10 protein-coding genes are annotated in these 14,162 nt (G+C 65.7%); 4 read left to right on the top strand and 6 right to left on the bottom strand.

Features of this window, described 5'->3' with window-relative positions:
* Positions 1 to 11 precede the first annotated feature (11 nt).
* Entirely contained in the window at positions 12 to 740 is a 729-nt protein-coding gene (locus tag CFB52_RS23500; RefSeq protein WP_099317575.1) for an HAD family phosphatase, read from the top strand.
* Between the two features lie 29 nt (positions 741 to 769).
* Positions 770 to 2,299 carry a mannitol dehydrogenase family protein gene (locus CFB52_RS23505; RefSeq protein WP_099317576.1) on the top strand — a complete coding sequence of 510 codons (1,530 nt, stop codon included), beginning with the start codon at positions 770 to 772 and terminating at the stop codon, positions 2,297 to 2,299.
* Here the strand turns inward: CFB52_RS23505 and CFB52_RS35180 are convergent.
* Positions 2,288 to 3,538, bottom strand: coding sequence for an FUSC family protein (locus CFB52_RS35180; RefSeq protein ID WP_257220622.1), 1,251 nt, complete (start codon positions 3,536 to 3,538; stop codon positions 2,288 to 2,290). The two genes, CFB52_RS23505 and CFB52_RS35180, sit on opposite strands and share 12 nt — an antisense overlap.
* A gap of 49 nt (positions 3,539 to 3,587) precedes the next feature.
* On the opposite strand from CFB52_RS35180, the gene CFB52_RS35185 reads away from it, so the two are divergent.
* A complete protein-coding gene (locus CFB52_RS35185) occupies positions 3,588 to 3,821 on the top strand; it encodes a hypothetical protein (protein WP_257220623.1) in 234 nt (77 codons plus the stop codon).
* A gap of 519 nt (positions 3,822 to 4,340) precedes the next feature.
* Here CFB52_RS35185 and CFB52_RS23515 read toward each other — a convergent pair.
* Complete coding sequence (locus CFB52_RS23515; RefSeq protein ID WP_060310796.1) at positions 4,341 to 5,438, bottom strand: branched-chain amino acid aminotransferase; 1,098 nt, start codon at positions 5,436 to 5,438, stop codon at positions 4,341 to 4,343.
* 183 nt (positions 5,439 to 5,621) lie between these two features.
* Between CFB52_RS23515 and CFB52_RS23520 the strand changes: the two genes are divergently transcribed.
* Positions 5,622 to 6,080 carry an Lrp/AsnC family transcriptional regulator gene (locus CFB52_RS23520; protein WP_060311668.1) on the top strand — a complete coding sequence of 153 codons (459 nt, stop codon included), beginning with the start codon at positions 5,622 to 5,624 and terminating at the stop codon, positions 6,078 to 6,080.
* Between the two features lie 205 nt (positions 6,081 to 6,285).
* Here the strand turns inward: CFB52_RS23520 and CFB52_RS23525 are convergent, their stop codons facing one another.
* The 4 genes from CFB52_RS23525 to CFB52_RS23540 all read right to left on the bottom strand — a co-directional run bounded on the left by CFB52_RS23525 (position 6,286) and on the right by CFB52_RS23540 (position 14,084).
* Positions 6,286 to 7,434, bottom strand: coding sequence for a porin (locus CFB52_RS23525; protein ID WP_059584936.1), 1,149 nt, complete (start codon positions 7,432 to 7,434; stop codon positions 6,286 to 6,288).
* Between the two features lie 439 nt (positions 7,435 to 7,873).
* On the bottom strand, positions 7,874 to 10,198 hold the full coding sequence (locus CFB52_RS23530) for a dockerin (RefSeq protein WP_099317578.1): 2,325 nt from the start codon (positions 10,196 to 10,198) through the stop codon (positions 7,874 to 7,876).
* 25 nt (positions 10,199 to 10,223) lie between these two features.
* Positions 10,224 to 12,521, bottom strand: coding sequence for a LamG-like jellyroll fold domain-containing protein (locus CFB52_RS23535; protein WP_180278245.1), 2,298 nt, complete (start codon positions 12,519 to 12,521; stop codon positions 10,224 to 10,226).
* 372 nt (positions 12,522 to 12,893) lie between these two features.
* Positions 12,894 to 14,084 (bottom strand): M20 aminoacylase family protein, encoded by a 1,191-nt coding sequence (locus CFB52_RS23540; RefSeq protein WP_099317580.1) that lies wholly within the window; start codon positions 14,082 to 14,084, stop codon positions 12,894 to 12,896.
* Between the last annotated feature and the right edge of the window lie 78 nt (positions 14,085 to 14,162).

The raw sequence follows: 14,162 nt of genomic DNA on the forward strand, positions 1-14,162 counted from the left end.
CGGAAACCAACATGAACGAACTCATTGCCACGCGCCAGCTTTCGGATCATGCGCTGATCAGCGATTGCGACGGCGTGCTCGTCGATAGCGAGGCCATCGCCGCACGCATCATCGTGACGCGCCTCGAGCATCTCTGGGGGCTCGCCGGCCTTCGCGACGTCGTGCGTCCCCTGCTCGGCATGCGAGCCGAGCAACTGCTGCGCACGGTCGCAACCATCGTCGATCGGCCGCTCGACGACGACACGGTCGACGCGATCCGCATGGACGTGCACGCAAACGCGGTGAATGCGCCGGCCATCGACGGCGTGCGCGACGCGTTCGCCGCCATCCCGCTCGTCAAGGCGTGCGCGAGCAACAGCGATCTTGCCTACGTGCGCAGCGTGGTCGACCGGATCGGCCTGGCCGACATGTTCGGCGAACGCCTGTTCACGGCCGACCAGGTGCCGTCGCCCAAGCCCGCACCCGACGTCTATCTGGCCGCCGCCCGTCGCATGCATGTCGCGCCCGAACGGTGCGTCGTCGTCGAAGACAGCGCGACGGGGACGGCCGCCGCGATCGCCGCCGGCATGACCGTGCTCGGCTTCGTGGGCGCCGCGCACGCGGCACGAACGCAAACGGACAAGTTGCACGCCGCGGGTGCATACGTCGTATTCAACGACATGGCCGCGCTGCCGTCGCTCGTCGAACGCTGGCTGCGGCGCATGCACGACACGACGCCCGCGTTGCGCGAACGCGCCTGACCTTCCTCATCGAGAAACACCTCGCGATCATGAACGACAACGCATCCCCTCCGGCGCGCGAAGAGGGCCCGCTCCATCCGCTCTCCAACGCAACCCTCGGACGCGCGGCGCCGCACGTCGCCGTTCCCGCGTACGACCGTCGTCGCCTGACCGCAGGCATCGCGCATATCGGCGTCGGCAATTTCCATCGCGCCCATCAGGCGCGCTACATCGACCATGTGCTGCATCTGCCCGGTCACGCAAACTGGGCAATATGCGGAATCGGCCTCGGTAACGGCCCGGCCTCGGTCGCAAAGGCCGACGCGCTTCGCGCGCAGGATGGCCTCTATACGCTGACGGAATTCTCGAGCGACGGCGCGGCAGCCGTGCGCGTCATCGGTGCGATGATCGAGTATCTGCACGCACCGGCCGATCCGGAAGCCGTACTGACCCGGCTTGCCGATCCGGCGATCCGGATCGTATCGCTGACCATCACGGAAGGCGGTTACAACCTCGACGAGACGACCGGCGCATTTCGGTTCGATACGCCCGACGTCGCGCACGATCTTCTGGGAGGACCACCGCGTACCGCGTTCGGGTTCATCGTCGAAGCGCTCAGACGGCGCCGGGCCGCCAACGTGCTGCCGTTCACCGTGATGTCCTGCGACAATCTGCGCGGCAACGGCGATACCGCGCGACGCGCGGTGCTCGATTTCGCGCGGGCGGTCGACGTCGATCTCGCTGCCTGGATCGAGCGTTACGTCGCGTTCCCGAACAGCATGGTCGACCGGATCGCGCCGCAGGTGACGGACGCGGTCCGCCTGCACGTCAACCGGTTGTCAGGCATCGACGACACGGCGCCCGTCGTTGCCGAAGCATTCTCGCAATGGGTGGTCGAGGACAGTTTCAGCGCCGGACGCCCGGCCTTCGACGCGGCGGGCGTCGAATTGCGCGACGACGTCCATGCGTACGAAGCCATGAAGGGGCGCATGCTGAACGCTTCCCACATGTTGCTCGCTTACCCGGCGATTCTGCTGGGACATCGCTTCATCCACGACGCCATGGCCGATCGCGATCTCGCCGCGCTGCTCGACACCTTCCTTGCCCGGGACGTCGCCCCGATCCTCACGCTGCCGCACGGCGTGTCCGCGGCCGCTTATGCGGGAAATACGCTCGCGCGCTTTCGCAACGCCGCACTGGGCGACCAGTTGCTGCGCGTCGCGCACGACGGCGCGTCGAAGATCCCGGTATTTCATGAAAAGACCATCGGGGCACTGCTCGCGCGCAACGGCGACATGCGCCGTGAAGCCCTGCTGCTGGCCTGCTTCCAGCATTACCTGCAGGGTGTCGACGATCTCGGCAACGCGTTCGTCGTCAGTGAACCGCAATTCGATGCAGCGGATCTCGAGCGCGTGCGAAGCGGCGACCCGCTCGCGATCCTCGACTCAAAGCCGTTCGCCGCACTCGGGCTCGATACCAACGCGGGATTCGTCGGGCTATTCCGCACGATGCAGACAGCCGTGGCAACACGCAGGACGCGCGATGCGATCCGGCTGGCGCTCGATTCTTCAGACGCCTGAACAACGTATCGCTTCCCGAACATCGGTGGCGCGAACGCTGCTGTCGGACCCATGCGGCCGTGCCTCTCCGGTATTTCGTCCGAACAGCGCGTCCTCGAATGCCCGGTTGAGTTCGCTCAACTTCGCGTCGAGCCGAGCCAGTTCCCGGTGGGCCGGTAACGGAGGATCACCGGCTATCGCGCGCGTTGCGTGCCCGACGTTCGCATCCGCGTCGCGTCGCACCGGGCTGCTGCGATCCAGATCGCTCATCAACGCATCGATTCGCGTGGCGAGGGCGGCGCGCGCACGCCACTCGACGGCGGCCACCGCGCCACCGGCTTCAATAGGCAGAAGCGTCGCCACGATTCGGCCATGAAGCCAGCAGACCAGCAGCGTGTCCGACAACCGTCGGGCATCGCCGGATACGCGGAGCATGCGCCACGCGGCCAGCGGCCTGATCGCCATGCGCACGTCGTGAAAACGGCGATCGGCCGCGCGCGTGTGCGCGGCCCCCGGCCGCGTGCCGTCGTCGTGTTCGTGCACGAGTTCGCGCAGCGCCGCCAACAGGCCGTGCGAGCGCGTCGCGATGTGGCGCGACGCCGCCAGCGGCATCACCAGCATCGCCGCCGCGAGCGAAACCGCGCAGCCGATCAACACCTCCCCGATCCGCAGTTCCGCCAGCGCGCCGATCTCGAACCCGAGTTGCGCATAGACGAGGCCGATCAGCACCGTGAGAAAGAAAACGCCGCGCCCATAGGCGTGCAGGATGTGGTACGCCCAGGCGAACACGCACACGCCCATGACGACCGCCACGAGCGCATTCGCATGATGAACGGCTCCGACGACGAGTACGCTCGCGAGCGCGCCGGCGAGCGTGCCGGCGACGCGTTGCGCGCCGCGATAGATCGTGTCCGCGCACGAATACGTGCCAAAGAACACGACGAACGTGCTGAGCACCGCCCACATCCATCGCTCCGACGACAGCGTCTCGCCGATCAGCATGGCGGCACACGCAGCTGCCGCGGCGCGGAACGCCGGCAACCATGCAAGCGTGCGCCAGCCGGCGCTCCACCGCACCGCACGCGCGGGCCGCGGCATCGCGGGCGCAGGTGCGGCGGCCATGCCCGCCGCCACTGCGTCGGCGACGCAATCGAAGCGGACGATCGCGCCGCGTAGCGCCGCGGCGGCGGCATCGGTCCGATCGTGGTTCAGCACGCGCCGGGCCGACGCGATCTCCAATGCGACGAGCGCGGTGTGCAATGCATGCGCGTCGTGTTCATCGAGTGTCGATGCATGATGCTCGAGCGCGATGGCGGCTTCGTTCAGCGCCAGTAGATGGGCGATCGCATTCAGTGAGCCGGCGTGCGACACGTCGCTGCGTGCGATGCACGCCGCCTGCAGCGATACCGAGCGCGCGATGCGCCGGGGCGTGGGCGCCGCGTGCACCGGCAACAGCATCCGGCACACGAGCACGACGCTTGCGGGGCCCGCGATCGACATTGCCAGCATGCGGCTCGCCTGTAACGCGGTCGGATGCAGATAAAGGCCGAGGTAGTACATCGCGATCGCGAGAAACGCACACCCGATCGCGCGCGGCCCGCGGGTCTGGCACAGCATCGAACAGAACAGCACGGTCACGAAACCCGCCTTGCCGACGGCGGGCCACGCGCTCACGACGGCGGCCGCGGCGAAACTCGTGCATGCGACGCCGTACTGCCACGCAAGCGATTCATACCAGTCCAGCCGATGAGCATCGCGCAGAAAGAGCGGCGCGATCATCGCGAAAAGTATGCCCACGGCGCCGGTGGTGATCGCCAAACCGAGGTGCAGCGCCGACGCAATGCCGAGCGCGCCGGCAAGCATGCTCGCCAGTGCGGCGCGCGCCCCGCCCAGCAGCCGATGAAGACCGGGGTCGACGATAAGCAGGCGGTCAATGGCCCGCGACAACGAAACAACCGACATGATCGAAGCATTCCAGGAGGCAGCGCGGCGACTTCCGGCCGGGATACCGGCCGAGCTTTCATGGCGGCCATCGCGGGTCGCGCGGGCCGCCTTGCCGAATTCAAAACACGCGGTCCACCCAGCCGTGGCGATCGGCTTCGCGCCCGTTCTGGATATCGAGCAGCGCCGCCTTCAGGCGCGATGTGACCGGTCCCGCGCCCCCTTCGCCGATCGTGAAGTCGTACGCGCGGCCCTTCACCCGGCCGATCGCCGTCACGACCGCCGCCGTGCCGCACGCGAACGCCTCGACCAGCCGACCGCTGCGCGCATCCGCCTGCCACTGCTCGATCGTGTAGCCTTCCTCCCGCACCGTGTAATTCAGTTCCCGGGCCAGCGTGATCAACGACGCGCGCGTGATGCCCGGCAGAATCGTCCCGTTCAGCGGCGGCGTCTGGATCGACCCGTCGTCGAACACGAAGAACACGTTCATCCCGCCCAGCTCCTCGATCCAGCGGCGTTCGACCGCATCGAGAAACACCACCTGCTCGCAGCCTTCACGGATCGCCTCCGCCTGTGCGGCCAGGCTCGCCGCGTAGTTGCCGCCGCATTTCGCGTCGCCCGTTCCGCCCGGCGCCGCCCGCGTGTAGTGCTCGGACACCCACAGCGTCACGCCCGACGCGCCGCTCTTGAAGTACGCGCCGACCGGCGTCGCGATCACGCAGTACAGATACTCAGGCGACGGCTTCACGCCGAGCACCGCCTCCGTCGCGATCATGAACGGACGCAAATACAGCGCCGCGCCGTCGAACGCCGGAATCCAGTCGCGATCGGCCCGGACCAGCGCACGCACCGATTCGACGAACATCGCCTCAGGCAACGGTGTCATCGACAGCCGCTCGGCCGAATGGCGAAAGCGCCGTGCATTCGCATCGGGACGGAACAGCGCCGCGCCGCCGTCCGGCAGCCGATAGGCTTTCAAGCCCTCGAAGATTTCCTGCGCGTAGTGCAGCACGAGCGTCGCCGGATCGAATCGGAACGGTTCGCGCGGCCCGATTTTCGCTTGATGCCACCCTTGTTCCGCCGAATACCGGATCGTCACCATGTGATCCGTGAAGACCCGGCCGAAACCGGGATTGGCGAGCAGCGCGGCGCGCTCCGCCGCCGCGACAGGGTGAGGATTTTGTTCGAATTCGAAATGCTGGACGGAATCGGTGCTCATCGTTTGCCCCTTGATCGGCAGCGGGACCGTCCCGGCTGCTACGGGCAAAAATTTATCGCAGAAAAAATAATTTCAGGTTGCGTGTTCGACTTAAGATGGGCGCGATTTGGCAATTCCGTGCCTCAAGAAGCGAACATTCGGGCACCGCGTGCCTCAACCCAATCTGTCGGATCAATGGCGATGATCGAGCTGGACGAAATGGACCGCCGCATTCTGCGCGTGCTCCAGGAAGATGGGCGAATCCAGAACGTGGAACTGGCGCAGAAAGTGGGCTTGTCGCCGTCGCCGTGCCTGCGTCGCGTCAGGCAGCTGGAGCAGGCCGGCGTCATCGAGCGCTACGCGGCGCTGCTCGACGCATCGAAGATCGGCGCGGGGTTGACCGTCTTCGTCCGCATCTGGCTGACGAGCCAGGACGCGAAAACCGTCGACCGTTTCACGGAGGCGGTTCAACGTCTTCCGCAGGTTCTCGAGTGCCACCTGATGGCGGGCGATTGCGATTGCCTGCTGCGCGTCGTGACGGCCGACATCGACGCCTATCGGAAACTCCAGATAGACCACTTGACCCGGATCGACGGCGTGCAGAGCGTGAAGACCGAGATTCCGATGCAGAGGATCAAGCAGACTTCCGTGCTTCCGCTTTGATCGCGCATGCGGTGCAGCGCTCCGCGGATCGCGGGGTGTCGCCGACGACGGCGGGTCGGTCACCCGCCGCAGCGCGATCGATCGGTTCCTGTCGACCCGGAACGCGTGTCGGCGACCGAGCGGCATGTATCGAATCATCACGCGCGACCGGATGAATGCGCGTATCGTTCGCGAAGCCGCGCAGGTTACGCGAACGGCATGGGCGTCAGAAATGATGCAGCAGCGCGATACGCGCGACATATTGATTCGGGCCCGACGAAATGTCGGCCGCGCCCGGAATGTACGCGTAGTCGAAGTCGGTTCCCGTGTGCGCGTTCATCGCATGCTGATAGACGCCCTCCACGAATACCGACGTGCGTTTCGACAAGTCGTAATTCAACTTCGTGCTCAGTTGATGCCACTTCGGATTGAACGCGCCGACCGTCGACGCGACGCGGGCCTGGGTGTACGTGTATGCCGCGCCGACGTAAAACGCGGTCGTGAAATGATAGAGGCCGTTCACCTCGAAGTTGTCGAACTTCCACGATTTCCACGCACCGCCCGCTGGCTGCGTCGTACCGGTGAAATATGCGTTCGAAGTCGGGTCGTAGACGTCGACGTGCGAATACGTGAATCCCACCAGCGCCTTCGAGAACGCGTAATTCACGCCGATGCCGATGTTCTGCTGCGACGATGCGTCGAACGTGTTGTCGCCGGTGATCGCCCCGGTCGAATCGGCATTGCGTGCGTGATCGATCTTCAGATACGACGCGCCGACCGTCAGCCCGCCCTGCTGGTATTGCAGCGCGGCGCCATACAGGCGGTTGTTCGCGAAGCCGCCCGCCTGATTGCTGAATCCATACATCGCCTCCGCGGTCACGCCGTGCCACACCGGCGACACGTACTTGACCGCGTTATTCACGCGGAACGAGTAGTCGGTGTTGTCGTTGTCGTACGGATGCGAGAACAGGTAGCCGGTCCAGTTGCCGTTCGCGGTGAGCGGCGAGAAGAGGTCGACGCTCGGATCGTACTGGCGACCGAACGTCAGCGTGCCGTATCGATCCGACGCGATGCCGACGAAGGCCTGGCGGCCGAATTCCCGACCGCCCTGGTTCATTTTCCCGGTGTTGACGTCGAAACCGTTCTCGAGCGTGAAAATCGCCTGGTAGCCTGCGCCAAGGTCTTCCGTACCCTTGATACCCCAGCGGCTGCCGTAGTCATAGCCGCTTTGCAGTTGCACGGTTCCGTGGCCGCGTGCGTTGCTCGTGTAGTTGATACCGTCCTCGATCTTGCCGTACAGGGTCACGCTGCTCTGCGCATGCGCGGCTGCAGCAAGCAACGCGGCGGGCGCGATGATCCCCCAACGCTTGTTCATGATGATTTTCCCCCCCAGGGTTTTTGGTTTGCCGGTCGTAACGCTTGCGCGCTGCGTATGTGCCGCGTCGACACGCCTCGGCGATGCGACGGGCGCAGTGTAATGAGCCGATTTTCCGCTGTTAGCCCTTCGCCGCGGGAAGGTGCTCTTCAAAATGGGGGGTATGTGTCAGCGCGGAAAACGGCTAGCCGGCCGTTGAAATCGGCCCGCGGCCGCTCGGCGCACCCCGGATCGGGAAGGCAACGAATCGCGGACACGTTTCGATGAAAAACGTGAGCCCGGATCACGTCGCTTTCCGGATGACCCGAAAGACGACGAGCGGTACCAGAAAGAACGGCATCCGGTCTGCCCGCCGCGACAGCAAGAGAGAATCCGGAAAGGCCGGCCGATCTCCGTCCGGTTGCAAACCGCAACCGGACGATCGACAGGCCGATCAACCTCAATTGCTGAAGATCAGACCGCGAGCGGCGCCATTGACGTAAATCCGGCCGTATGTGTTCCAGTCGCCGGCCATCACGCCGGAGTCGCCGAACTGGTGCGCGTCATCGTTGAAGCGCGCCCACGTCGCGCCACCGTCGTCGGAATGGTAAATGCCCCAGACGCCGTTCAACGTGCCTTCCACATAGACCGCGGCCGAGTACGGCGAACCGGTCGGCGCCTTGCCCAACGCGATCACGGTGGCGCCCGGCGTGTCGTTGGTCGACGCAAAGGCGCCGAGCTTCGTCCACGTCGCCCCCGAGTCCATCGAGTGGTACACGGCCGTGCCGTCGGCCAGCCAGAGATCGCCCTCCGCGTTCGGATTGACCGCCATCGACGTATCCCGCCACGCATTCCAGGCCAGGTTCGCGTTCACGGAGCCCTGGCTCAGCGCGAACGTGTGGCCGCCGTCGTTCGACACGTAGATCTTGCCGCGCTGCCAGCTCCACGGTGCGCCGCCGGAGTCGTAGGCATAGACCTTGTTCGGGTTCTTGCGGTCCGCGGCCAGGCGGTAGGCACGCGGGAAGCCGTTCCAGGTGGCACTGAACGCCGGCAGGTTGGTCGCCGTCCAGCTGGCGCCATTGTTTGTCGTGAACGACGGGACCGAGTCCGGCGGCGCCCAGGTCACGTTGTTGCGGGACGGGACGACCAGGTTGCCCACGTGGCTCTGGCTTGCCGCGGCGCCGTTGGGCAGCGACGCGAACGTCGCCCAGCTATTGCCGCCGTCGCCCGACCAGAAGCCCCTGGTCGCATGGCCGTTGGCGTTGTCGACGCCCGCGGCCGCGATGTACGTCGGATCGGACCACGACATATCGGCCGAATTGCCGTTGCTCCACGTGTTCAACGGGCCTTTCGTCGGCCTCGTCGAGAGATCTGTATTGACCCACGTGCCGATGTCGCCGGCGCTGTTGATGAAGTTGTACGACGCACCGGGCGGCGCCGTGACGAGGGCCAGCGTCACGGTTTCCTCGAGGTTGTCGACCTTGGGGCGCCAGGTTGGCGTGGGCGACGAGGCGTTCATGGTTTCACAGATGCCGCCGCCGTGGACGTGCATGATGTGATCGCGATTGGCGGGGTCGATGGTGACGCCTTCCACCCAGCCGGCGCAGCCATCCGAGGCAATGCCGGTATGCGGCATGCCGGCCTCGATTTCGCGCCACGTGCTGCCGCCGTCATCGGATAGCTGGATGGTCTTGCTGGTGTCGCTCCAGCCGGTCATGCCCAGTGCGATGCGGGCGGACGGGCCCAGACCGGAAACGGACAGGCCGCCAAAGCCGTTGCCGGTGGAGCGGTTGAGCAGCGTCCAGTTGCCGTTGTTGCTGCCGCCGAACCTGTAGAGATAGCTCGGTCCGCCGATGCCCTGGCCGACGCCCGCGTTGAACACCACGTAAAAGTTGCCGTCGGAAGTGCGCACGACGTGCGGGATGTAGTAGCCGGACACCGTCGGCGGGACGGGCACCGGCGTCCACGAGAAGCCGCCGTTGGTGGACTTGTACAGGGTCGACGTCAGGCCCGCCGCGTTCGCGTAGTCGGGGGCGACGGTGGCCCACATGATCCAGGTCGGCTGGCCGCTGCCCTTGCCCGACGTATCGAAGATCACCTGTTCGACGCCGATCGGGGAACCGCCGCCGCTGATCGTGGCGGAGGACAGGCCCGAGACCTGCGCCCAGGTACGGCCCGAATCGGCACTCTTCCACAGGCCGGCCGTGCGCGATCCGTAGAACAGCGTCGACGGATGGTTCGGGTCGACCTGCAGGCGCTCGCCGGTGGCCCGGCCGTTGTCGTTGCCGCCTACCGGAAACGGCACGTCATAGTGCGTCCAGGTGTTGCCACGATCGCTCGAGATGTAGATGCGGCCGTTGTGACCCTGCGTCACGGTAATGCCGGTCATCATGTAGACGAGCTGGTCGTCGTTCGGATCGAGCGCGAGACTTTCGACGCCGTGGAAATCGCCCTCGCCTGCGCCGAAACCGATGCCGTCGGTGATGGGCATCCACGTCGAGTTGGTCGCGTTCCAGCGGTACGCGCCGCCGACGTCGGTGCGTGCGTACAGCAGGCTCGCGTTGGCTGGATGGTAGATCAGGCCGGTGACATAGCCGCCCCCGCCCCACTTGACGCTGGTCCAGCTGGCCGCCGGCAGGTTGCTGCCGCCGCCATTTGCGCCGGTCTGGCTGCGATTGGCGGCAAAATTGGTCACGCCTGTCGTGCTATCGGCCCCGCCCCCGCAGCCCCATAGCGTACACGCCATCGCCGCGGCGGCAATCCATCGTTGTGAAAACACGGTCATCGGAGAAATCCTTGAAGGAAGATGATCAATTCGCCATGAGCGATGCAATCTGCGCAGCGCTGAGCGCACCGCGATAGAGGCGGAAATCGTCGATCAAACCGTTGAACGTGGCGTCGGCACCGTATTGCGATTTGCCCAGCCAGTTCTGCGTGGTGCGGCCAAGACGGAACGGCGCCTGGAACATCGCCGTGTTGGTGCTGACGGGCGTGCCGTCCACGTACATCGTGCCGGTCGAACCCGATAGCGTGACGGCCACGTGCACCCATCGCTTGCTCGGCAGCGCGGTGGGGGCGTCGATGATCTGTTCCGGAGGGCCGTCGCCGGGGCCGTTGGCCGTCATGGCGAAGCGCATGCCGGCCCAGCCGGTGCGCGACTGCCCGCGCGGCGTGAACATCATGTAGCGGTGAAAACCGGTGCCGAAGTCGAACAGGCGTGCCCACGTTTGCGAACCGTTCCAGAACACCCAGCTCGCGATGGTGAAGTCCGACACATCGGCCAGCAGATCGTCGGGCAACGCCACATACGCGCCCGAGCCGTTGAGCGAGACCGCGTTGCCGCTGCGCCCCACGGCCCACGTTGCGCCGTTGAGCGTGCCATTGCGCCCGTTGCCCGAGCTGTCGGCGGCCGTGACGCCGCCGCCTTCATCGAATGCGAGGTGCACGAGCAGTTGCTGCGCCGTGATCACTTTCACTTCGTTGGAGAGCGCCGATTCGCCCGCAATCGTTTGCGCCGTCACGACATAAAAATACGTGCCGGCAGCGGCTGGCAGATCCGTATAGGTCAACAGGTCGGTGATGCCGCTCTGGATGGTGCTGTACGGTCCGCCGGCCATGGTGGCGCGCTTGACGGTGTAGCTGACGGCGTTGCTGCTGCCCCACCACGACAGCACTACCTTGCCCGCGCTGGCATAGCCGGTCAGGCCGGTCGGCGTTGGGGCCGGGGCGCCGGGATCGAGCGTGCAGGTGAGCGTGCCGTAGCCGAGCTGGTCGAAGCCGCCACTGTTGGGGCCGTAGTTGCCGCCGCCGCCTTCCGGCGCCACCAGCTCGGCGGCGCGCCTGGTGTAAGGCGCCGCCAGACCTTTGCGGTTGATGTAATGGTTGGCCACCAGCGCCCAGCAGGGCCGCCCGAGGGCGCCGCCTTGCCCGCCGGTGGAGAACTGCGTCTGGATGACGCCGGCGCTGTTCTGGTACGTGACGAAAGGCACCGTGTAGAACGTGCCGTCCGCCTGCTTCAGGTTAGCCTTGGCCACGTATTCCGCGCCCGCCAGAAAGCGATTGTTGTCATAGCCGTACAGGTCGATGCCCTGGTTCCACGCCATCTCGCAAATGGCGCCCGTCAATGCAATGCCGAGCGTGCTGTGGCCCTGGTCCCGGCCGGCTTCCTGCCATTGCCCGAGGTTGCCGGGGTGCAGGTAGTACACGGCTTGCCGGATACAGCCATTACTGCCACCGGACTTGAAATGGGTGACGGCCTCGTCGACGAGTTCGGCATCGTCGCACAGCACGCCGATGGCCAGGACACACGCGATGTTGGCCAGGCCCCAGTTGGCCCAGTAGTGCGTGTCCATCGCGGTGTCGATACGGGTCAGGAAAGCATGGCTGACCGGGTAGAAGACATTGCGCATCATGGCCTGAAACGCGGCGAGTCCGGCCGGACTCCAGCCGCTGTAGCCGCGCATGATTTCGGCTGCGTTGGCGAACTCGTAGCCGTAGATGCCGGCGGCGAGCGCCACGTCGCTGCCGCCAAGCGTCGTCAGCGTCGACGCCCATTGGTCCAGATACTCCACGGCCTTGTCGGCATAGCGTGTGTCGTTCGACACCTTCCAGCGCAGCGCGTCGCCATAGGCGGCGGCGATGTCGTTGTAGAGGGCGCCGTAGTTCTGACCATGCGTCGGATCATTGCCGCGATAGATGCCGACCTGCGGGTTCGGCTTGTTCGTCAGGCGCGTGTGACCGTTGGCGACGAGCACGTTCCAGCTATCGATCCACGGGGAAGCCTGCGCGGCGACTTTAGCGCGCATGCGTTCGAAATCAGCGTCGGTATGCAGCAAGCCAGGATGCTTGAAGGTGCGGGTTTGGGCAGCGCCTGCCGACGTCGCCCCTGCATCGCTACCGTCAGAAGCCGGAGCAACTCCGGACGCCTGGCCGCTGCTGGTTGCCGATGTACGCTCGCCGTCTGTAACCGCGCTACCTCCGTCGCCGCCGCATCCGGCCACAAGCGTTGCACCGAGCCCCATCACGAAATGGCGTCGTGCAATATTCTCGATGCCGCCGAGTGGAACGATTTCCTCGGACAGCAGCGTCGCTGCTCCCTTGTCTCGCATGTCTGGATCCTCTGTTTTTTTGCTATGGTCGAAGCGACAAAATGTACTAACCATTCCGTATTTATCGGAACGGGTAGCATTCTATCCAGTGCGACCGGGATCCAATCAAGCGAAAAAAAACAAATTCATCAATGACACGGACGTGTCACATCGGTGATGCAGGGATCGAGGGATGCGCGAAGTGGTTGGGCAGAATCAAGCAAAGGTCGTCACCGTTTGCGGAGTAAAAATGTCACTTCATCGGTCGACACCGACGCGGAATCGGTAAACTCTCCCGGAATCGTGTCTTTTCGTTGGACGAAATAAAATCGTCAGCGACCGCGGTGTCGCGAAGAGCGGTGTCATTTCCGCTGCCGTGCCTGCATCACCGCCCTACCGCCCCAGAACCCGCTCCACCAACTTCACGAAGTAACTCGCCCCCACCGGCAGCAACGCATCGTTGAAGTCGTAACTGGCGTTATGCAGCAGGCACGGCCCGCCGCCGTGCCCATGCACGCGATGATCGCCCGCCCCATTCCCAAGGAATGCATAACAACCCGGCTTCTCGCGCAGCATGAACGAGAAATCCTCCGCCGCCATGGTCGGATCGACGGCTGCGTTCACATGCGCGTCGCCCACCAGCTCGCGCATTACCGCCACCGCCACCGCCGTCTGCTCGGCGTCGTTCACGGTGGCCGGATACTGGCGCTGGAAATCCACCTCGCTCTCGCAATCGAAGGCCGCGGCCGTCGCGGCCACCACGGCGCGCATGCGCGTCTCGATCAGGTCGAGCGTCGCATCGGAGAAGGTCCGCACCGTGCCGCCGAGCCAGGCATCGGTCGGCACCACGTTCATCGCCTCGCCTGCATGCACCTGCGTGACCGACAGCACCGCGCCGTCGATCGGATTGCGGTTGCGCGTGACGATTCCCTGCAGGGCGCTCAGCACCTGCCCCGCCGCGAACACCGGATCGCGGCCCAGGTGCGGCATGGCCGCATGGCAGCCGGCACCGCGCAAGTCGATCCGGAACAGGCTGGTCGACGCCATCAGCGGCCCCGGCCGCACCGCGAAATCGCCGGCCGCGATGCCGGGCCAGTTGTGCAGCCCGAACACGGCATCCACGGGGAAACGCTCGAACAGGCCGTCCTCGATCATCGCGCGCGCGCCGCCGCCCGCTTCCTCGGCCGGCTGGAAGAACAACTGCACGGTGCCGTCGAACTCGCCATGCCGGGCCAGATGGCGCGCGGCCCCCAGCAGCATGGTGGTGTGCCCGTCGTGGCCGCAGGCATGCATCGCGCCGGGCACCGTCGACCGATGCGCGAAGGTGTTGGCCTCCTGCACGGGCAGCGCATCCATGTCGGCGCGCAGGCCGATCGCACGCGCACTGTCGCCGCGCTTCAAGGTGCCGACCACGCCGGTGCGGCCGACGCCGCGCGTAACGGCGTAGCCCCATTGCTCGAGCCGCCCGGCAACGAGTTCGGCGGTGCGGAACACGTCGTAGCCCACCTCGGGATGGGCATGGATATCGCGGCGTAGCGCCGTCAGTTCGTCGGCGTGCGCGACGATGGAATCGATCAGTTTCATGCGGATGGGAGCGCTTTTGTCAGGTCGTCGCGGCACGGCGGCGGGCCGGCCCATGCCGCCCGCCGCCGTGCCGCGAGG

Source organism: Burkholderia sp. AU18528 (assembly GCF_002223215.2).
Classification (GTDB): domain Bacteria; phylum Pseudomonadota; class Gammaproteobacteria; order Burkholderiales; family Burkholderiaceae; genus Burkholderia; species Burkholderia semiarida.

Coding starts and splice junctions, on each gene's coding strand:
- CFB52_RS23535 (WP_180278245.1), bottom strand. CDS start 12,521: ATGCGAGACAAGGGAGCAGCGACGCTGCTGTCCGAGGAAATCGTTCCA.
- CFB52_RS23525 (WP_059584936.1), bottom strand. CDS start 7,434: ATGAACAAGCGTTGGGGGATCATCGCGCCCGCCGCGTTGCTTGCTGCA.
- CFB52_RS23500 (WP_099317575.1), top strand. CDS start 12: ATGAACGAACTCATTGCCACGCGCCAGCTTTCGGATCATGCGCTGATC.
- CFB52_RS23505 (WP_099317576.1), top strand. CDS start 770: ATGAACGACAACGCATCCCCTCCGGCGCGCGAAGAGGGCCCGCTCCAT.
- CFB52_RS23530 (WP_099317578.1), bottom strand. CDS start 10,198: ATGACCGTGTTTTCACAACGATGGATTGCCGCCGCGGCGATGGCGTGT.
- CFB52_RS23540 (WP_099317580.1), bottom strand. CDS start 14,084: ATGAAACTGATCGATTCCATCGTCGCGCACGCCGACGAACTGACGGCG.
- CFB52_RS35185 (WP_257220623.1), top strand. CDS start 3,588: ATGGCGGCTTCGTTCAGCGCCAGTAGATGGGCGATCGCATTCAGTGAG.
- CFB52_RS23515 (WP_060310796.1), bottom strand. CDS start 5,438: ATGAGCACCGATTCCGTCCAGCATTTCGAATTCGAACAAAATCCTCAC.